General features: G+C 53.8%; 16 protein-coding genes. 14 read left to right on the forward strand and 2 right to left on the reverse strand.

Annotated features, from left to right (window positions below; translation table 11 throughout):
• The first annotated feature begins 172 nt into the window (after positions 1-172).
• The 14 genes from HZU72_RS17920 to arsJ all read left to right on the forward strand — a co-directional run bounded on the left by HZU72_RS17920 (position 173) and on the right by arsJ (position 19,113).
• Positions 173-1,843, forward strand: coding sequence for an AMP-binding protein (locus HZU72_RS17920; protein WP_180094573.1), 1,671 nt, complete (start codon positions 173-175; stop codon positions 1,841-1,843).
• Positions 1,844-2,147: 304 nt separating this feature from the next.
• The gene (gene hrpA, locus HZU72_RS17925) at positions 2,148-6,182 is read left to right on the forward strand and encodes an ATP-dependent RNA helicase HrpA (RefSeq protein ID WP_180094575.1); all 4,035 of its coding nucleotides are present in this window, start codon (positions 2,148-2,150) and stop codon (positions 6,180-6,182) included.
• Positions 6,183-6,309: 127 nt separating this feature from the next.
• Positions 6,310-7,431 carry a beta-ketoacyl-ACP synthase III gene (locus HZU72_RS17930; protein WP_180094578.1) on the forward strand — a complete coding sequence of 374 codons (1,122 nt, stop codon included), beginning with the start codon at positions 6,310-6,312 and terminating at the stop codon, positions 7,429-7,431.
• Positions 7,432-7,472: 41 nt separating this feature from the next.
• Positions 7,473-8,297, forward strand: a complete 825-nt coding sequence (locus HZU72_RS17935; protein ID WP_180094580.1) for an MlaA family lipoprotein — start codon at positions 7,473-7,475, stop codon at positions 8,295-8,297.
• Between the two features lie 8 nt (positions 8,298-8,305).
• Positions 8,306-9,499 (forward strand): PP2C family protein-serine/threonine phosphatase, encoded by a 1,194-nt coding sequence (locus HZU72_RS17940; protein ID WP_180094621.1) that lies wholly within the window; start codon positions 8,306-8,308, stop codon positions 9,497-9,499.
• Positions 9,489-10,007: an STAS domain-containing protein gene (locus HZU72_RS17945; RefSeq protein WP_180094583.1), complete on the forward strand. Its 519-nt coding sequence runs from the start codon at positions 9,489-9,491 to the stop codon at positions 10,005-10,007. Before HZU72_RS17940 ends, HZU72_RS17945 begins: the two co-directional genes overlap by 11 nt.
• A 147-nt stretch (positions 10,008-10,154) precedes the next feature.
• Positions 10,155-11,342, forward strand: a complete 1,188-nt coding sequence (locus HZU72_RS17950; protein WP_180094585.1) for a Bcr/CflA family multidrug efflux MFS transporter — start codon at positions 10,155-10,157, stop codon at positions 11,340-11,342.
• 60 nt (positions 11,343-11,402) lie between these two features.
• Positions 11,403-12,134, forward strand: a complete 732-nt coding sequence (locus tag HZU72_RS17955) for a sulfite exporter TauE/SafE family protein (protein WP_180094587.1) — start codon at positions 11,403-11,405, stop codon at positions 12,132-12,134.
• A gap of 130 nt (positions 12,135-12,264) precedes the next feature.
• Positions 12,265-13,278 carry a substrate-binding domain-containing protein gene (locus HZU72_RS17960; RefSeq protein WP_180094589.1) on the forward strand — a complete coding sequence of 338 codons (1,014 nt, stop codon included), beginning with the start codon at positions 12,265-12,267 and terminating at the stop codon, positions 13,276-13,278.
• Between the two features lie 96 nt (positions 13,279-13,374).
• Entirely contained in the window at positions 13,375-14,625 is a 1,251-nt protein-coding gene (pstC, locus tag HZU72_RS17965; protein WP_009288021.1) for a phosphate ABC transporter permease subunit PstC, read from the forward strand.
• Between the two features lie 18 nt (positions 14,626-14,643).
• A complete protein-coding gene (pstA, locus tag HZU72_RS17970) occupies positions 14,644-15,810 on the forward strand; it encodes a phosphate ABC transporter permease PstA (RefSeq protein WP_180094591.1) in 1,167 nt (388 codons plus the stop codon).
• 26 nt (positions 15,811-15,836) lie between these two features.
• Positions 15,837-16,676, forward strand: a complete 840-nt coding sequence (pstB, locus tag HZU72_RS17975; RefSeq protein WP_009288023.1) for a phosphate ABC transporter ATP-binding protein PstB — start codon at positions 15,837-15,839, stop codon at positions 16,674-16,676.
• A gap of 159 nt (positions 16,677-16,835) precedes the next feature.
• A complete protein-coding gene (locus HZU72_RS17980) occupies positions 16,836-17,882 on the forward strand; it encodes an ArsJ-associated glyceraldehyde-3-phosphate dehydrogenase (RefSeq protein WP_180094593.1) in 1,047 nt (348 codons plus the stop codon).
• A gap of 52 nt (positions 17,883-17,934) precedes the next feature.
• On the forward strand, positions 17,935-19,113 hold the full coding sequence (gene arsJ, locus HZU72_RS17985; RefSeq protein ID WP_208458145.1) for an organoarsenical effux MFS transporter ArsJ: 1,179 nt from the start codon (positions 17,935-17,937) through the stop codon (positions 19,111-19,113).
• A gap of 3 nt (positions 19,114-19,116) precedes the next feature.
• Here the strand turns inward: arsJ and arsB are convergent, their stop codons facing one another.
• Together arsB and arsH are read right to left on the reverse strand one after the other, a co-directional pair.
• Entirely contained in the window at positions 19,117-20,187 is a 1,071-nt protein-coding gene (gene arsB, locus HZU72_RS17990) for an ACR3 family arsenite efflux transporter (RefSeq protein ID WP_180094597.1), read from the reverse strand.
• Positions 20,188-20,200: 13 nt separating this feature from the next.
• Positions 20,201-20,938 (reverse strand): arsenical resistance protein ArsH, encoded by a 738-nt coding sequence (arsH, locus tag HZU72_RS17995; protein WP_180094599.1) that lies wholly within the window; start codon positions 20,936-20,938, stop codon positions 20,201-20,203.
• Between the last annotated feature and the right edge of the window lie 90 nt (positions 20,939-21,028).

The following is a 21,028-nucleotide window of genomic DNA, read 5'->3' on the forward strand; positions in this document are numbered from 1 at the left end:
ATAAAGTGAACCCGACTATGGGCTAAAGTTGAAACGTTAGTTTCAATCGATCGTTTTACAGCCTGTTAGAGGTCGTATATCGTTGGGCTTCTTAACCTGTTTTTTTCAGATAGAGCCTAGCGACAACAACAAGGTCGGTGACTTACGCCGACGCCAATAGCGGAGATTGCCCATGAGCGAACACGCCAACGCCGCCGTTTTACGTGGCCCAGCGCTTGAAGGGTTGGATCAGTACGATTCAGTCACGGATGTTTTTCATAACGCAGTAGCACGCTTTAAGGACAAGCCAGCTTTTTCCTGTATGGGCAAAACGCTCTCTTTCGCTGATCTTGACCGCCTTTCCGCAGACTTTGCTGCTTGGCTACAGCATGAAACCGACCTCGTTCCCGGTGATCGTATTGCCATCCAGTTGCCCAACGTACTGCAGTTTCCTGTGGCGGTATTCGGTGCACTGCGTGCAGGCTTGGTAGTGGTCAACACCAACCCGCTGTATACCGAGCGGGAAATGGCCAACCAGTTCAAGGACTCCAACGCTAAAGCCATTGTGATTTTGGCCAATATGGCCGACAAGCTGGAGAAAGTGCTCGATAAAACAGATATCAAACACGTTTTAGTCACCCAGCTAGCCGACTTACACGATGCTCCCAAGCGCTGGCTAATCAATGCAGTGGTGAAGCATGTTAAGAAAATAGTGCCTGCTTATTCACTACCCAGTGCGATTAGTTTTCGCGATGCATTGAAAAAAGGCACCTCACTTGGCCATACCGAGGTCAAGAGAAGTCCCGATGAGTTAGCCGCGCTGCAATATACCGGTGGTACTACGGGTATGCCAAAAGGTGCAATGCTGACCCATCGCAATCTCATCGCCAATATGCTGCAAGCGCGGGAAGCGATTGGCCCTCATCTGACTGATGGCGAAGAGCTGGTTATCGCACCGCTACCGGTTTATCACATCTATACCTTTACGGTTAACTGTCTGTTCCTAATGGAAACCGGTAACCACTCTTTGCTGATCACTAACCCTCGCGACCTGGATGGTTTTGTCAAAGAGCTAAAGGGGCTGCCCTTTACTGCTTTTATCGGCCTCAATACGCTGTTTAATGCGCTGTGTAATCGCGATGACTTCAAGCAGCTCGATTTTTCCAAATTGAAGCTGACGATCTCCGGCGGCATGGCGCTGACCAAAGCAGCGGCGCAGCGTTGGGAAAAAACCACCGGTTGCCCAATTGCCGAGGGGTATGGCCTGACCGAGACTTCTCCCATTGTTAGCTTCAACCCGACCGATGCGATCCAACTGGGCACTATCGGTAAGCCCGTGGCAGGCACCGCGGTAAAAGTCGTCGACGCTGATGGCAACGACGTGGCATTGGGCGAGCCGGGAGAACTGTGCGTGCAAGGGCCGCAGGTGATGAAAGGCTACTGGCAGCGTGAAGATGAAACCCGTGACGCCATCGATGAGGATGGTTGGTTTCACACCGGCGACATCGCTGTGCTGCAGGATGATGGTTATATCCGCATCGTTGATCGCAAAAAAGATATGATCCTGGTCTCTGGTTTTAATGTTTATCCCAATGAAGTTGAAGATGTGGTGGCAGCCCACCCGGATGTGCTTGAGTCTGCGGCGGTCGGTGTGCCGGATGACAATGCTGGCGAAGCCATCAAGCTGTTTGTGGTCAGTAAAAATGACCAGCTAGATGAAAAAACGCTACGCGACTGGTGCAAAAAAGAGCTCACTGGCTACAAAGTGCCGAAATTCATAGAATTTCGCGATGAGCTGCCCAAAACCAATGTGGGTAAAGTACTCCGCCGTCAGCTGCGTGACGAAGTGCCCTCAAAAACGTAATCAGATAGCCATTAATAAACCTCGATTAGCGGGCGAGGGCAGGTTGTAACAAGGGTCTTTCGCCATGGCCGGAAAATATTCCTGACAATTCCGGCATTTCCGCCATCCATGGCGGTCAGATGGCGAAAGTAGCGCCCACGGATGGGTTCACAGCGCCCTTGTGGAAACCTGGGCTCGCCCGCTTCCTGCTTGCTTTGTGGTTAGGCGTCGCGGCGCTGAAAGCGTTACACTATACGACCCGCTCAATTGAGCGGGTTGATTTTTTATAACTCTTATTAATATCTCTTGTTAAATGCCCAAGCGAATGGAAGCCGACTCAATCGTGACCACCGACACATCCCCAGCCCCCACCGATAGCCAACGTCTTGCGTCGCTGAAACTGGCCGCGGGCGATGTGATGCTGCGCGATGCAGAGCGGCTGGAGCGGCGGCTGACCGGTTTAAACCGTCGCCTGCGTGATAACAAGCCGATTAGCCGTGGCTTGGACGAGGTGCAGCGCGAACTTGGGCGTGCCCAACAACAGCTCAGTCAGCGCGAAAGTCAAAAGGTTGCCCTCAACTATCCGCCAGAATTGCCGGTGGTTGAACGCCGGGAGGATATTGTCAACGCCATCCGTGATCATCAGGTCGTGGTGGTGGCGGGGGAGACCGGCTCAGGCAAAACCACCCAGCTGCCTAAAATGTGTTTGGAACTGGGCCGAGGCCGCCGTGGCTTAATTGGCCACACCCAACCGCGTCGCTTGGCTGCCCGCAGTGTCGCCAGTCGCCTGGCGGAAGAGCTGGAAGCCTCTCTGGGCGAGCAGGTGGGCTATCAGGTGCGCTTCACCGACCAGAGCAGCCCAACGACCCTGGTCAAGCTGATGACCGACGGGATCTTGCTGGCCGAAACCCAGCATGATCCGCTGCTGCTGCGCTACGACACCATCATTATTGATGAAGCCCACGAGCGCAGCCTGAATATCGACTTTCTACTCGGCTATCTCAAACGCTTACTACCCAAGCGGCCCGATCTAAAAGTCATCATTACCTCGGCGACTATCGACGTGGAGCGCTTTGCCAAGCACTTCGGCACCGCCAAGACGCCTGCACCGGTGGTGGAAGTCACCGGGCGCACCTACCCCGTTGAAGTGCACTACCGGCCGCTGGTGCGCGATGAGGACGATGAAGAAGACCGCACGCTGCAAGAGGGCATTCTGCACGCGGTGGAAGAGATTGAAGCCGTTGAACGCGAAAAAGGCTGGTTGCATGGCCCTCGCGATGTGCTGGTGTTTTTACCTGGTGAGCGCGAAATTCGTGAAACTGCCGATACCCTGCGCCGCGCCGAGCTGAAAGGCACTGAAATCCTGCCACTCTATGCGAGACTCTCCAACGAAGAGCAGAACCGCGTGTTTGCGCCGCACCGTGGCCGGCGCATTGTACTCGCCACCAACGTCGCGGAAACGTCGCTGACGGTGCCTGGGATTCGCTACGTGATCGACCCTGGCCTCGTACGTATCAGCCGCTATAGCTACCGTTCCAAGATTCAGCGACTGCCGGTAGAAGCGGTTAGCCAGGCTAGCGCCAACCAGCGTAAAGGGCGCTGTGGGCGGATTGCCGAAGGCGTGTGCATTCGCCTCTACAGTGAAGAGGATTTTCTCTCCCGGCCCGGCTTTACCGACCCGGAAATCCAGCGCACCAATCTTGCTTCGGTGATTCTCTCGATGCTGGGTCTCAAGCTCGGCGATATCGAGGCCTTTCCGTTTGTTGACCCCCCGGATAGTCGCTTCGTCAAAGACGGCTTTCGACTCTTGTTCGAGCTGGGTGCGGTGGACGAAAAACAGCGTCTTTCTCCGCTCGGGCGTAAACTAGCACGGCTGCCGATTGACCCGCGCCTGGCGCGCATGGTGTTGGCGGGTGCCGAAGTCGGCAGCCTGCGCGATGTGCTGATCGTCGTCTCGGCACTCGCTATACAAGACCCCCGCGACCGCCCGGCGGATAAGCGCCAAGCGGCCGACCAGGCCCACCAGCGCTGGCACGACCCGGATTCCGACTTTATCGCCTTGCTGAACCTCTGGCACGGCATTGAGAACGCCCGTGAGGCGCTTTCAGGTAATCAGCTGCGCCGCTGGTGCCGCGAGCACTACATCAACTACCTGCGCATGCGCGAGTGGCACGACACCTTCCGCCAACTGCGCCAACTACTGCGCGATATGGACATCGATGTGCCCGCTCCGCCGCCCCGCAATGATGACGAGAGCGAAGAGCAGGCGCGTCAAACGCGGCGTAAAACCTCGGGCAAAGTGCATCAGGCGCTACTCTCGGGGCTACTCTCTAATCTGGGGACGTTGGTGGAGAACCGCGAGTATCTCGGCGCCCGCAATCGCAAGTTTATGATTCATCCAGGCTCAGGGTTGGCAAAAAAGTCGCCTAAGTGGATCATGGCGTTCGAGATGGTGGAAACCTCTAAGCTATTTGCCCGCACCGTGGCCAAAATCGATCCGCAGTGGATTGAACCCCAGGCGCAGCACCTAGTTAAGCGCAGCTACAGCGAACCGCACTGGGAAATGAAACGCGCCCAGGTAGCGGCCTTTGAGCAGGTAACGCTGTTTGGCCTACCGATTGTGGCGCGACGCCGGGTGCACTACGGACCTATCGCCCCCCAGGAATCCCGGGAGCTGTTTATTCGCCGTGCGCTGGTGGAAGGGGAGTTTCACACCAAAGGTGCCTTCTTTGCCCATAACCGCGCGTTGATCGACGAAGTCGAAGCGCTGGAAGACCGCGCTCGGCGGCGAGATATTCTGGTCGATGAAGACACGCTCTATGACTTTTACGACCAGCGGATCCCGGCGGAGATAGTCAACGGCAAGGGCTTTGAGCACTGGCGCAAGCAGGCCGAGCAGCAAGAGCCGCAATTACTGCATTTCGATATTGATTCACTTAAAGCGCGCGACGCGGACGACGTTACCCAGGCGCAGTATCCTGATCATTTGATTCTGGCGGGCGTGGCCTATCCGGCCAGCTACCACTTTGACCCTGAAGCCGAGGATGATGGTGTTACCCTGACCGTTCCCGCCGCCATGCTACCTCAGGTGCCGGTGCATGCCCTGGAGTGGCTGGTGCCTGGGCTGTTGCGTGAAAAGTGTATTGCGCTGCTCAAATCGCTGCCGAAAAGCATCCGCCGCCAGGTGGTGCCAATTCCCGATTGGGTGGACGCGGCGCTGGAGACTCTGGTGTCTGATCAGCGCCCGTTAACCGAGGCCTTGGGGGAGTTTATTCGCCTCCGTACATCGACCCGGGTGCATCCCGACGACTGGCGCCTAGACGTGCTCGAACCGCATTTGATCATGAATATTCGCGTGGTCGATCATGCGGGCGAAACCTTAGGGCAGGGGCGCGATCTGCGTGCTTTAGAGCAGCGCTTTGAAGCGGCAGCCAGTGCAGGCGCCCAGGCCCTGGCTGAACAGGTTAGCCAAGAGCCAGCTGTGGCCGGGCTACCCAAGACGCCGCTGCCAGCTTCGCGAGTTACCACCCAGGCAGGTATTCGCGTAGAGGCGTATCCTGCCCTGGTCGCTGAAACCAGGAATGCTAAAACCAGCGGCATTGACGCCAGCGAATTCAAGGTGGCGCTGTTTGACCACCCTGCAAAAGCTGACGCTGCCCACCAGGAGGGCATCGCCCGGCTGGCAATTGCCAAGTTACCTGAACAGGTTAAAGAGATTAAACAACTGCCGGGTGTTGAGAAGTGTGCGCTACTGTTCGCCAAAGTGGGCAGTAAACAAGCTTTGATCGACGATCTTCTGCTCGCGGTGTTTACCCAGGTGATTGCTCAGCATCCCCTGCCGCGCTCGGAAGGCGAGTTTAGCCAGCGGCTGAACGCTACTCAAGGCCAGCTTTTAAACGAAGCTAAAACACTGCTGGTGCGCGTAGAGGCCGCGTTAAAAGGGCATCTGGCGGTCAGTAAGGTGCTCAAAGGGAAGCTTAATTTTGCTCTGGCGTTGGTGTATAGCGATGTTAGCGCTCAGATGCAGCGTCTGGTCTATCCAGGCTTTATCCGCGATGCGGGCGCTTGGCTGGACGAATACCCGCGCTACACCGAGGCGGCGCTCATTCGGTTTGAAAAAGCTGCCCGTGAGCGCGGTCGCGATCAAATGATGATGCAAGATGTCCAGACATTAGAGGCCCGCTTTGATGCGCGCCGCGAAAGCGAGCGACGTGGAAGGGTGGAAGACCCTGAATTGGTCGCTTTTGGCTGGTGGTTGCAAGAACTTAGGGTGTCGCTATTCGCGCAGCAATTGGGGACTAACATGGTGGTGTCGGTAAAACGACTTGAAAAACGCTGGCAAGAGATCACTAGCGTTTAGCTAGGGGTTGAAAAAAGTTGCTGGAAAAACCGCTATTTTACGCACACAGTAACGTGATGGGGTCGCCGTAAGTCGCACGCTACATTGATGGCCGGTCACGTCGGCAAGCCGCTTAGAGGAGATTGGCATGACACATGTGGTGATTACCGGTACAGGTCTCTATACACCGGAACACGCCATTGATAATGCGGCCCTGGTGGCGGCATTTAATGCTTGGGTAGACAGCGAGAATGAACATCATGCCGGAGCCATTGCGCGCGGCGAAAGCGAACCGCTGGCACATTCAAGCAGCGAATTTATCGAAAAAGCCTCCGGTATTAAGAGCCGCTATGTGCTCGATGCATCTGGCATCCTTGACCCACAGCGTATGCGGCCTAAACTGCCGCAGCGGGGCAATGACGAAACTTCAACTCAGTGCGAGATGGCGACCGCTGCCGCGCAGCAGGCGCTGACTACTGCCAAGGTAGATGCTGCTGACATTGAGCTGGTGATCGTGGCCTGCTCAAACCTGGAGCGCGCCTACCCCGCTGTGGCGGTCGAAGTGCAGCAGGCCTTGGGCACAAGTGGCTACGGGTTCGATATGAATGTGGCCTGTAGCTCAGCGACGTTTGCGTTGGAAACGGCTGCCAACGCCATAGCCTCCGGCAGTGTGAAGCGTGCCCTGGTGGTCAATCCGGAGATTTGCTCGGCGCATCTCAATTTCCGAGACCGTGACAGCCACTTCATTTTCGGCGATGCTTGTACTGCTGTGGTACTAGAAAATAGCGCCATTGCGGTGGCCGATGAGCAGTTTGAAATTCTCGGTACGCGTCTGGTTACCCAGTTTTCCAACGCGATCCGTAATAATGCAGGGTTCCTTAACCGTGTAACGGACAGTGACCCACTAGCCTTGGATAAGCTGTTTGTGCAGGAAGGGCGTCGGGTATTTAGAGAAGTTTGCCCGATGGTGGCTAAATTGATCACTGATCATTTGGCCTCCTTAGAGTTGACCGGTGGCGATCTGAAGCGCATGTGGCTACACCAGGCTAACCGGCATATGAACGATTTAATTGCCCGCAAAGTATTGGGCTATGACCCGAGTGAAACACAGGCGCCGATTATTTTGGATCGTTACGCCAACACCAGTTCAGCGGGTTCTATCATCGCCTTTCACCTACATCGCGAGGAGCTTGTGGAGGGCGATATTGGCGTGATTTGCTCCTTTGGAGCGGGCTATAGCGCGGGCAGTGTGGTTATTCGTCGTTTATAAATGTCTGTAAAGGTGTAGGGGAATTGAAAAAGGAAAATGTCATGTGGCAGTGGTTTAATAACGAGAAGCCTGCGCTTTCGCTGCGTAGCAAAGGGTTGTCACTACTGCTGGTGACGTTACTCACAACCGGCGGCTGTGCCAGTACGCAAACGGCGGAAAATGCTGCTCCCGAAGACCCTTGGGAAGGCTTTAACCGCAAAGTTTTTGCGTTTAACGATGTGTTGGATCGCTACGCGCTCAAGCCGGTGGCAACAGGCTATCGCGCTATTACCCCTGATCCAGTGGAAACGGGGGTGGGTAATTTTTTCTCCAACTTAGGCGAAGTGCGTACTGCGCTTAATAGCGTGCTGCAGGGTAAACCGGCAAACGCGGGCCTCGCCACATCACGTTTTTTGATTAATTCCACGGTAGGCATTGGCGGACTGTTAGATTATGCCACCCTAATGGAAATTACTGCGGATGAGGAAGATTTTGGCCAAACGTTAGCGGTGTGGGGGTGGGAAGATTCGCGTTATCTGGTGCTGCCTTTCTTTGGCCCCAGCACGCTGAGGGATACCACCGGTATGCCCGCTAACATGGCAACGAACCCCGTTAATTATGTAGAAGACGATACTGTGCGAGTGAGCCTTACTGCACTCAATGTGATCGATATTCGAGCGGGTTTGCTTGACCAGGAAGAATTAATTCGTGGTGATCGCTACCGTTTTATTCGTGACGCTTACTTGCAGAGCCGCCAATTTGAGGTGAGCGATGGAGAATTGGGTGATGACCCCTTTGCCAGCGAAACCTTCGACTTTGATGACAGCGATTTTGACAACAGTGGTCAGGATGATAGTGACTCTGGTGACAACGAAGTCACCGATTGAGGCTTATGATGGATCATTCTAAGCAGTTGATCGCGGTGATCGACGAACCTGGTCGTGAACGTGATGCGCTGTCTGAAGCGATCACCTGCGATGGCATGTGGGTGTTTGCCGCGGAGGATATCGCGCATTTGCCCGCTGACACGGCGCTCATTGTTGCCCATGCTCGAGCAGTTCCGCGGCAGCAATGGACACACCTAACGCGACGCCTACCGACACTGGTAGTCAGTGACTCGCGTCAGGATGCCGACTTGATCAAAGCGATTGATGTGGGGCTGGTAGACTATATTGTCCACCCGCTGCGACACGCCGAGCTGTTGCGACGAATGATTCGTAAGGCCATTGAGCTCAACGATTTGGCGCTGGAGCGCGAGCGTGACCATGCACGGCTGGCGGAGTTAAACGAGAGCCTAGAGACCCACCTCGCGCTGCTGCGGATGGATCAGCAAAGCGGAGGGCATATCCAGCGGCGCTTGTTACCGCTGCGGCCCAAGGTGATTAACGGGGTGTATTACGACTACGTATTTGCCCCTTCGCTCTATTTGTCTGGTGATTTCCTCGATTACCAGCGCTATAACGAGCGCTACAGTGCTTTCTATTTCGCTGATGTATCGGGGCATGGCGCCTCGTCGGCGTTTGTTACCGTGCTGCTCAAATATTTATGCAACCGCTGGCTGAGTGAGTGGGATGGCCAGCATCCGGAAAATCTGCCGCCTGATTGGTTAAAGGCGATGAACCGCGAGCTGCAGGGCACCGATATTGGTAAACATGCCACCTTATTTGTCGGTGTTATTGACCACGAGGCGCATACTCTTCACTATTCGCTCGGCGCGCAGCTTCCCATGCCCCTGTTGGCAGCAGAGGGAGAGCTACGCCGTTTAGAAGGCGAGGGAATGCCGGTAGGCCTTTTCCCCGATGTGGAGTATCCTTCGCTGAGTTGTGCATTGCCGAATAAATTTCGTCTATGGCTCTGCTCAGATGGAGTATTGGAATGCTTGCCGGGTAAAACGCTCGACACGCGGCTCAAGGAGCTTGAGCAATTAGTAAGCGAGAGTGTAACGCTTGAGCAGTTGCGCGACCGGCTAGCAGAAACGAATGCACTTCTTGCCGAAGGGGATGCAGAGTTTGATGCCAACCAAGAGCGCGATGCTTTACCCGATGATCTAACAATCATGATGGTGAGCGGATTTGGTCATGCTGATTGAAGAGGGCCGCATTAAAGCGGCGTTCGATTCTGGTGTTTTTGTTCTAAAACTGTGTGGTGATGTGCGTTTGACGCTCTGTGCCACACTGGATACTCAAGCCCAGCGTCTTGCCGAGACGCCGGGGTTGCGTGCCGTATTGATTGACCTGCGTGAAGCCACCAATGTCGATTCGACGGCACTTGGCTTTCTGGCCAAGGTCGCGATGGCGGTGAAAGGGCGCCTGGAGCAGCCGCCGACGATTATTGTTGATAATCCTGATGTGCGGCAGATGTTGGACGTGATGGGCTTTGCGCGTTTCTTCACGCTGATGGAAGCGCCGCTACAGCAGACGAGTACGCTCAACAATGAGCTTGAAGAGCTGCCCCAAGAGCCGGCAGACGAAGAAGGGCTGCGTGATCGCATCCTGGAAGCCCACCGTATTTTAATGCATATGAACGAGCATAACCGTGAGCAGTTTCAGCCACTGGTTGACATGCTTGAGTCGCAAGACGCCACTACGCATCACTAAGCTCCTCCTCTCCTTGATAAGCCCCTGGTCACTTCCAAGCCCAAGGGCTATCTACCGATAGTCTCCAATCCCGACAAAGGCCTTAAAATCAGCTATGATTAGCGGCCTATCTATTCCAGTGCGTACATTATCGCCTTAAGGAGACCCATGGATCTGAATCCTCGCCGGGTAGCACTGTTGGTTGCCGCCAATACGGCGCTGGCGCCCTTTGCTATCGACGCTTATTTGCCTGCCATGGGGGTCATCGCTGAAAGTATCGGTGCTAGCATTCACCGTACTGAACTCTCCATCAGCGTGTTTTTGTTCGGCTTTGCACTGGGCCAGCTATGTTTTGGGCCGCTTTCGGATCGCTTGGGCAGAAAGCCCGTGCTGCTGAGCGGCCTGGTCGTGTTTATGCTCGCCAGCCTGGCTATCACTCAGGTCGAAAGCTTGCCCACGCTGTTGGTCTGGCGTTTTATCCAGGCGCTGGGGGGCGGGGCCTGTGTGGTCAACTCGGCGGCGATTGTGCGCGACTGCTTTAGCGGGCGCGAAGCCGCCAAAGTGATGTCCACCATGGCGATGATCATGATGCTGGCTCCATTGGTGGCGCCTACCGTGGGCAGCTTATTGTTGCATATTGCCGGTTGGTGGCTGATTTTTGTATTTCTGGCCGTCTACGCGGGCTTTTTGCTCTGGCTGCTGGGAACGCGGTTACCTGAAACTCGCGATATGTCGCTGCCTGCAGCTTCACCACGGCAAGTAATACGTAACTATGCCAGCGTGCTTAAGCATCGTGAAGGCATGGGCTATATCTGTGCGGTAGCGGCTTCTTTTGCCGGCCTGTTTGCCTTCGTGACCGCTTCGCCGTTTCTCTACCTCGACTATTTTGGCCTCTCCCCCGGCACTTATCCGCTAGTGTTTGGGGTCAACGTTGTCGTTATTGCGCTCTCTAATCGGATCAATATTCATCTGCTCCGCAAGCGCATGCCTCAGCAAAATTTGCGTTTAGGGTTGCTTATACAGCTGGTGGCCGCGCTTGGGTTGGTAGCCGTGACCGCCCTGGACATCGCGTCGCTAGTGATCGTGGTACCGTTGATTATGCTGTTTACCGGTATGATCGGGCTGATCACGCCCAACGCGATCTCGTCGTTACTGGATCATTTTGGCCATATCAGCGCCACGGCAACGGCGTTGCTGGGCGGGATCCAGTTTACCTGCGGCGCCCTCGCGGGAGTGATGGTAGGGCTGTTCGAGGTAGAGCATCTTTGGCCCATGGTGCTCACCATGCTGGGCGCTGCGTTGCTAGGCAATATCGGTGTACGCAAACTGACTAAAGCACCTGCTGCGGATGGATAGTTTCTCAAATGGGTAGGGCGTATGGATAGTTTGAATGGATAAGTTGAATGGATAAGTTGAATGGATAGCATGCTGGCTTGGGTCAATATGCCAATGAGCACTTGGTTAGCTTGCTCCGCCGTACTGTTAATGGGTGCTTTTGTGCAGCGCGCAACCGGCTTTGGTTTGGCCATTATCGGCGCACCGCTATTGTTGATGCTAGAGCCTCGCCTGGTGCCGGTCACTCTGGTGCTGTTCGGGTTTACCGTCTCGCTGATGATGGTGCGTCACTACTGGCACGAGGTGCGTCTGGATTCCATTGGTATGGCGCTAGTGGGGCGCCTTCCCGGCAATGCGCTGGGTATTTGGCTGCTACTTGCCGCCCCCATGTTTGTGTTAGAAAAGCTGATTGCGGTCATCGTCCTGTTTGCGGTACTCGTAACCTTGTGCCGCTTTCAGTTGCCGGTAAACCGAATAACGCTGTTCGGCGCAGGGGTGCTCTCTGGCATTTTTGGCACCGTTGCGGCTATTGGTGGCCCGCCCATCGTGCTGCTGATGCATGGTTTGCCCGCTGATCGAGTGCGCGGCAATCTAGCCGCCTTTTTCATCTTGACCTCTCTGTTAACTTTAATCACCCTCGCTTTGGCTGACCAGATTCAGCTTTGGCATTTCCAGGTCGCGCTTACCTTCCTGCCCTCGGTATTAATAGGTAACGCCCTGGCAGATACCGTAGCCCACCGATTAGACCGGCGCCTGCTACAAGGTGCCTCGCTGGCGTTATGTTCCCTCGCAGCGCTAGGGCTTTTGTGGTGATGTGAGGCCTGGTTGCCTCTATGTAACGGAAATTTTTCTACGTTTTGCTCGCTGTCATGAAGTTGTCATAGAACCAGTGCAAGGTATGCCTTGCGAAGGCCAGATCCCTACATGAACAGGAGTATTTCGCATGAACCGTATTCTAAAAACCACCGTTATCGCGGCTGCTGTAATGAGCGTTGCCGGTGTTGCTCAAGCCCGTGATCAAATCCGAATCGTTGGTTCCAGTACCGTTTACCCGTTTGCCAGCTATGTAACGGAAGAGTTCGGTGCGACTACTGGTAACCCGACGCCTGTTATTGAATCGACTGGTTCGGGCGGCGGTTTGCGTCTGTTCTGTAACGGTGTTGGTGAAGGCACACCCGACATTACTAACGCTTCTCGTCGCATGAAAGTGTCTGAGTTTGAACGTTGTGAAGAGAACGGTGTTACCAATATCACCGAGGCTAAAATCGGTTCTGACGGTATCGTATTGGGTCAATCAAGCGAAAACGATGACATTGCTTTAACCCGCGAACAGATCTTCATGGCAGTCGCTGCCATGGTACCGGTTGATGGCGAGTTAGTTGAAAACCCCTACACCAACTGGAGTGAGATCGACTCTTCGCTGCCAGACCGTGAAATCTCCATTTATGGGCCGCCGACAACTTCGGGTACCCGCGATGCTTTTGAAGAGCTGGTAATGGAATCTGCGTCTGAGGGAATGGATGTTTACGGCGATGAAGCCTATACCGATATCCGCTCTGACGGTGTGTATATCGATGCCGGTGAAAACGATAACCTGATTGTTCAGCGCCTTTCAGAAGACACCGGTGCCTTTGGTATCTTCGGCTACTCTTTCCTGGAAGAAAATACTGACACTATCAGCGCCGCCAGTATTGATGGCGTCGATCCTGAGGCTGACGCGATCAGCTCCGGTGAATATCCTATCGCGCGCTCACTTTGGTTCTACGTGAAGAACCAGCACGCTGAAGAAGTGCCACCGATGTACGATTATGTCGACATGTTTATGAGCGAAATGATGATTGGTGACGATGGCTATCTGCGTGATATCGGCTTGATCGTTCTGCCAGAAGAAGAGCGCGAAGAGTGGCGCCAAGCTGTCGCAGACCGCACTGCAATGACAGCAGACGTTCTTAAGTAAGTTGGTAGGTCAGATGTAAAAGTGGTCGGCAGCGCAAGCTGCCGACCCGTTATTGTTGATAGGTTTCTTAACCGGTGACCACGTGAGAGAGATGCGATGCAGACCAACCAGCTTCTTCTGATTTTTTGCAGTGCATTATTGCTGCTGGGGCTGCTGGCTTTTTTTGCTGGCCGTTCAAAAGCCACTCGGTTACGTAGCGCGGGTACGGCGATGTTCGCCCAGCCTGACCAATACGCTTGGTTTACAGTACTCTCCACCGCCGGGCCGGCCGTGGTAGTGAGTGCCTTGGGCGCTTTCGTTTTGCTTCTAATGGGCGCCGACATTCCTACGCTTTATTTGCTGGCGGCAAGCCTAGTGATAGCAGCCATCGGGCTACTGGTGAGTCTTAATCAAGTAAAACCCGATTTTCATGCCCGTCAAGCCATTGAGCGGGTCATTCGCATGACCCTGGCTGGGGCAGCGTTAATCTCCATTTTGACGACATTTGGTATTTTAATTTCGATTATTTCCGAGGCGCTGCGCTTTTTCCAAATGCACAGCTTCTGGGAGTTCATCACCGGCACCACTTGGAATCCTGGCGCGAGCTTTTTAGCATCCGCGGGTCGCGGTGATGGTAGCGGCGCTGAGTTTGGATCGGTACCGCTGTTTGCCGGCACCTTTATGATTACTGCCATCGCTATGCTGGTGGCGGTGCCTATCGGTTTGCTTTCAGCGATTTATATGTCTGAATTTGCACCGCGCAAAGTGCGAACCGTCGCCAAGCCGGTGTTAGAAGTATTGGCAGGTATTCCTACCGTCGTTTATGGCTTTTTTGCCGCCATCACCGTGGCGCCGATCATTGTCAATATTGCCGGTTTTCTGGGGCTCGATGCGTCTTATAATAATGCGTTGGCTCCCGGTATTGTAATGGGCATTATGATCATTCCATTTATCTCATCGCTATCTGATGATGTGATCAATTCGGTGCCCGATAGTATGCGCCAAGGGTCGCTGGCACTGGGTATGACCAAAGGGGAAACGATTCGCGATGTGGTAGTGCCCGCTGCCATGCCGGGGATTATCTCAGCGTCGCTCTTGGGTATGTCTCGTGCCATGGGTGAAACCATGATCGTGGTTATGGCGGCGGGGATGCGGCCTAATTTAACCGCTAATCCGCTGGAAGATATGACCACGGTGACTGTGCGTATCGTGGCGGCGCTCACCGGCGATCAGGAGTTTGAGAGTGCCGAAACATTATCAGCTTTTGCCCTTGGACTCGTGCTCTTCGTGATCACACTTGCACTCAACTTGGTGTCAGTACTGATGATCCGTCGTTTCCGTGAAAAATACCGCGTGAATAACCTGTAACGCCGAGGAACTGTTTCGATGAGCCACTCTTTTGACGAAATCAGCCAGCAGCTTAAGCGGCGTCACCGAAAGTCTACCCGCCTTAAATGGATCACCATGGGATCGTTAGGTCTCGCGGGCCTTTTTCTGGTGCTGTTTTTTGCCGATATGTTGAATAAAGGTCTACCTGCTTTCCAGCAGGCGTATATACAAACCGAGATTAGCTACACACAAGAAGCAGAGACTGACGGACGACAAGCCTTTGACGAAGAGCTGTTACCGTTAATCAGCCGCACCGTGGTTCGCGTGATTCCCATGGAACTACGCAACAATCCTGACATGATCGGCACCAGCGAAGAACAGTGGGTGTTGGCGAATAGCGAGGTGGATCAGTACTTAAAAGGGCACCGGCATCGCTTGAGTGAGGAGGAGCAGGAAGCCCTCGATGCCCGAGTTGAATCTGGACAAGTGGATCTACGCTTTAATACCACTTTCTTTGGTTCAGGTGATTCAAAAATTGCCGAGAACGCGGGCATTTTATCGGCAGTGGTCGGCACCATTATGACCATGATCGTCACCCTGGCGATATCTTTCCCGATCGGCGTGATGACAGCTATTTATCTTGAAGAGTTTGCTCCTGATAACCGCTTAACCCAGATTATTGAAATTAATATCAATAACCTAGCTGCGATCCCATCGATTCTATTTGGTCTGCTGGGCCTTGCGATCTTTATTAACTTTTTCGGGGTGCCGCGGTCTTCCCCATTAGTGGGCGGTATGACGCTGGCATTGATGACGCTTCCGGTGATCATTATTTCGACGCGTACCGCGCTGCGTAGCGTGCCTGAATCCATCCGTCACGCAGGCTTTGGGGTGGGCTGTTCACGCTGGCAGGTAGTGCGGGATCACGTTCTGCCATTAGCAATGCCGGGTATTATGACAGGTTCTATTATCGGCCTGGCGCAAGCGATGGGTGAAACGGCGCCGCTGATTATTGTGGGGATGGTGGCCTTTATCCCCGATGTGGGCGTTTCCTTTACCAACGCGGCAACAGTGATGCCTGCGCAAATATTCACCTGGGCCGGCGAACCTGAGCAGGCGTTTGTGGAAAAAACTGCTGGGGGTATTTTGGTGCTACTCACCATACTCATCTCACTCAACGCTTTTGCCGTTGTGATGCGTAAGAAATTTGAGCGTCGCTGGTAGGCCAGTGCGTTATAGAGGATATTTCTATGAATAGCCATGCAACTGTAATGAACGGCCAGCAGACACCTGCGGTTGGGCAACCCTATACACGGAATGAAGCTGCGTGCCACGACCTGAGTTTCCGAGTTCGCGATTTGAATCTGTGGTATGGCAAAAACCAAGCGTTGAAAAATCTGAATATTGACCTTTTCCAGAAAAATGTGACGGCGCTGATTGGCCCTTCGGGGTGTGGTAAGTCGACGTTCTTACGCTGCTTGAATCGTATGAACGACCTGATTCCTAGCGTACGCACCGAAGGTCTGGTCGAGATGGATGGGTTGGACGTTAACGCACCTAAAATGGATGAAGTGGCGCTCCGCCGCAGGGTGGGTATGGTGTTCCAAAAGCCTAATCCGTTTCCTAAGTCGATCTTTGAAAATATCGCTTACGCACCACGCATGCACGACTTGGTCAGCCGTAAAGCCGAGCAGGAAGAATTGGTTGAAAAAGCGCTGCGCGACGCTGGGTTGTGGAACGAGGTGAAAGACAAGCTGCATGAGCCAGGCACCTCTCTGTCCGGTGGTCAGCAGCAGCGGTTGTGTATTGCTCGCGCTATTGCGGTTCAGCCTGATGTGATTTTGATGGATGAGCCAACCTCAGCGCTTGATCCTATTTCGACCGCCACCATCGAAGATCTGATGGACAAGCTGAAAGAGAAATTCACCATCATTACCGTGACACATAATATGCAGCAGGCGGCGCGAGTGGCGGACTACACGGCGTTCTTCCACCTGGGGGAAATCATTGAGTACAACGATACCAAAGTGATGTTCTCAACCCCGGCACAGAAGAAGACCGAGGACTATATCTCTGGCCGTTATGGTTAATTAAAGCTTACTAATTAATACTTACTACGCAGGCCTACTACATGATGGTGGGCCTGTTTGTTAGTAAGCGTTTTTTTAAGTGTTTATATATGTTTTAACGTATATAGCCGTTATGCTTTCTCTTAATAGATTGTGTAACCGTTAGCTTAGGAGGCACTCATGGCACTACGTATTGGCATTAACGGCTTTGGACGGATTGGGCGTTTGGCACTGCGCAGTTTGTGGGGTCAGGTAGACGCTGGCGCGGTAGCAATAACACGCATTAACGACCCGGGCGGCGATGCGGCAACCTTTGCTCACCTGCTGGAGTTTGATTCAGTTCACGGGCGCTGGGCACCAGGGAAGGGCATCTCGGCAACCGATGACGCTATCGTTCTCGATGGAAAAACTGTCGTCTTTAGCGTTAATAAAGCAATTGCTGATAGCGATTGGTCGAACTGCGATATCGTGATCGAGTGTTCGGGCGTAATGAAAACCACCGATAAACTGCAGGCGTATCTTGATCAAGGCGTCGACCGTGTGGTGGTGAGTGCGCCTATGAAAGAGGCGAGCGTGCTTAATGTGGTGGTGGGGGTGAACGACCACCTTTACGATCCTACTCAACATAAGATCGTCACCGCTGCCAGTTGCACTACCAACTGTCTGGCGCCGGTGGTCAAAGTCATTCAGGATACCTTCGGTATCCGCCATGGTTCAATGACCACAGTGCACGACATTACCAATACCCAAACAATTCTAGATGCCCCGCACAAAGACCTGCGCCGGGCGCGTGCTTGCGGTATGAGCTTGATCCCCACCACGACCGGCTCCGCGAAAGCCATCACAGCCATTTTTCCTGAGTTAGCGGGTAAGCTTAATGGTCATGCGATTCGTGTACCCCTGGCGAATGCTTCGCTCACTGATATGGTGTTCGAGCTTGAGCGTGTAGTGAGTGTCGAAGAGGTTAATCAGACGCTAAAAGCCGCCGCTGATGGCGAGCTTGCCGGTATTTTGGGCTATGAAGAGCGCCCGCTAGTGTCGATTGATTACCGCACCGACCCGCGCAGCTCCATCATTGATGCACTCTCCACCATGGTTATCAACGGCACCCAGCTAAAACTCTATGCCTGGTACGACAACGAGTGGGGCTACGCCAACCGCACGGCCGAGTTGGCTCTGATGGTAGGTAGTGGGCAGATAGGCGGTGAGCAGGTGGGTCGTGGCTGATTTATCGTTGTTAAAGCGGGTAAAGGCGCTACCTTTCGAGGTGCGCCAATATATGCTGATTACTGGCAACTACTGGGCGTTCACGGTAACCGACGGCGCGCTGCGCATGCTGGTGGTCATGCACTTCCATCAACTGGGTTACTCGCCGTTAGAAATCGCCATGCTGTTTCTGTTTTACGAAGCTTTTGGTGTGGTGACTAATCTGGTAGGCGGCTGGTTGGGCGCGCGGTTGGGTCTCAACCGCACCATGAATGTGGGACTTGGGCTGCAAATTATTGCGCTTGCTATGCTGATGGTGCCCGCTAGCCTGCTGACAGTTGCTTGGGTGATGGCTGCTCAGGCGCTGTCGGGGATCGCTAAAGACCTCAACAAGATGAGCGCTAAAAGCGCCGTTAAAGTGCTGGTTCCAAAAGAGAGTGCTAACGCCAATAGTTCACTCTACCGGTGGGTGGCGATGCTGACCGGCTCTAAAAACGCGTTAAAGGGGCTAGGCTTTTTTGTTGGCGGGTTGCTGCTAACGTTGATTGGCTTCCAGGCCGCTGTGTTGGTGATGGCGGTGATGCTTGGCGGCGTGTTACTGCTTTCACTGTTGAGGCTTAAGGCGGATTTAGGCCGCCAAAAAGTAAAGCCCAAGTTCTCCGAAATCTTCTCAAAATCGCGCGCTATTAACGTGCTCTCCGCGGCGCGCTTTTGCCTATTTTCGGCACGGGATGTGTGGTTTGTGGTAGCACTGCCGGTGTTTTTATACGATCAGCACGGTTGGACACACTGGACAGTGGGTGGGCTGTTAGCGGTATGGGTGATCGGTTATGGCGGGGTGCAAACTCAGGCACCTAAATTAACTCGCCTGATCAAAGGCGATGCGCGGGCGCTTACCGCTGGCTGGGCGGCGGCACTGGCGGTGTTGGCAATTTTGCTGGCGATGCTGCCCTTGGCGCAAGTAGGTTGGTTAGTTGTCGGGCTTCTCGCCTTTGGCGTGCTGTTTGCAATTAACTCCAGCTGGCACAGCTATTTGATTGTGCACTATGCTCGCTCTGACGGCGTCTCCATGGATGTCGGTTTCTATTATATGGCCAATGCCATGGGGCGTTTAGTGGGTACACTACTGTCGGGCTGGCTGTATATGGCTTACGGGCTGAGTGCCTGCCTGTGGGTGTCAGCGGCCTTAGTGGCTGCCAGTGCATTGATGGCGCTAGCGTTACCAAGAGATAGAGATTTAATAAGTAAATAGTCACTAGTTAACAGGAAAATGATGGCGGGTCTTGTTGGCAATTCTTACCAGCGCGAGCATAAGTGGTACTTCGACCAATACGCCGACGACTGTGGCTAGCGCAGCGCCTGACTGCAAGCCAAATAGCGCGATAGCCGCTGCCACTGCCAGTTCAAAGAAGTTGCTGGCGCCGATCATTGCCCCCGGTGCGGCAATGTTATGCGGCAACCGCCAGGCTTTAGCCCAGCCATAGGCAATAAAGAAGATCAGAAACGTTTGAATAATCAGTGGTATCGCGATCAATACGATATGCAGCGGATTATTGAGAATGACCTCGCCTTGGAAGGCGAATAGCAGCACCAGGGTAATGATCAAGCCAATCGGGGTGATCGGGCCGACGCGTTTCATAAACACGTTGTCGTACCACTCGGCGCCGCGCTTTTTAATCAAGCTTTGCCGTGTGATATAGCCTGCTACCAGGGGAATCACAATATACAGCACCACTGACAGGGTGACAGTGTCCCAGGGCACCTGAATATTGGAGATGCCCAGTAGGAAGACCACGATAGGGGCAAACGCGAACAGCATAATTAGATCATTAAGCGCCACTTGCACCAGGGTGTAGGCGGCATCGCCGCGGGTAAGGTAGCTCCACACAAATACCATTGCGGTACACGGCGCAGCCCCAAGCAGAATTGCACCGGCTAAATACTGGCTGGCTAGCTCGGCGGGAATAAACGGCCGAAAGATCACCATCAGAAATAGCCAAGAGATGGCGAACATAGTGAAAGGTTTGATCAACCAGTTCACGGATGTAGTGATGATCAAACCTTTTGGCTGACGACGCACACCCAGTAGCGAGGTGAAGTCAATTTGCGCCATCATGGGGAATATCATCGCCCAAATGAGTACCGCCACCGGAATTGACACCTGCGCCACTTCAAAGCGTGACAGCGTTTCCGGTACTGCTGGGATCAATTGCCCAACTAAGATGCCTACCACAATGGCGAGTGCTACCCATAGCGTGAGGTAGCGCTCAAAAATTCCCATGCCTTCGGCGGTAGAGGGTGAGACGTTGTCTTGCAGTGCTGGCATGTGAAGCTCCTGATTAGATGGCGCGTTGATTAACCCGCTTTGAGACTTCTTCGGCGCTCTCTTTGCGCTCTGAATAACGATCCGTCAGCACATCACTGCGATCACGCACTAGTAGAGTGAATTTCACCAGCTCTTCCATGACATCCACGATACGGTCATATAACGGTGAAGACTTCATTCGGTCTTTATCATCAAACTCCATAAAGGCTTTGGGTACCGAGGACTGATTGGGAATCGTCAGCATACGCATCCAACGGCCCAAGATACGTAGCTGATTGACCGTATTGAAGGACTGCGAACCGCCACAGACCTGCATTACCGCCAATGTTTTGCCCTGCGTAGGGCGAACGCCACCCAGGGCAAGGGGGATCCAATCTATTTGCGCCTTCATAATACCGGTCATTGCGCCGTGACGTTCGGGGGAGCACCACACCATCCCTTCTGCCCATTGGGCCAATTGGCGTAGCTCATCGACTTTGGGGTGGTTGGCATCTTCTGCATCCGGTAACGGCAGCCCCCTGGGGTCAAAGATTCTTGTTTCTGCGCCCATGGCGTTTAGCAAGCGTGCGGCTTCCTCAACCGTTAAACGGCTAAATGAGCGCTCACGTAGTGAGCCATATAGCAGCAATATTTTAGGTGCGTGTTCAGTGCGTTGTGGGATGCCCAGTCGCTCACTACTGGGTGGGGTAAAAAGTTCAACGTCTATATTGGGCAAATCATTTAGGTCGGAAAAATCAGTCAGTGAGGTCATCGCGGTTTACTCGGTTTGAGTCATTTTAGTTTGATGGTGCCATCATATATGTTTTTTCGTATATTTCTAGGATAACTGTATGCCTGCAAT

This window comes from Vreelandella sedimenti, from assembly GCF_013416325.1.
Classification (GTDB): domain Bacteria; phylum Pseudomonadota; class Gammaproteobacteria; order Pseudomonadales; family Halomonadaceae; genus Vreelandella; species Vreelandella sedimenti.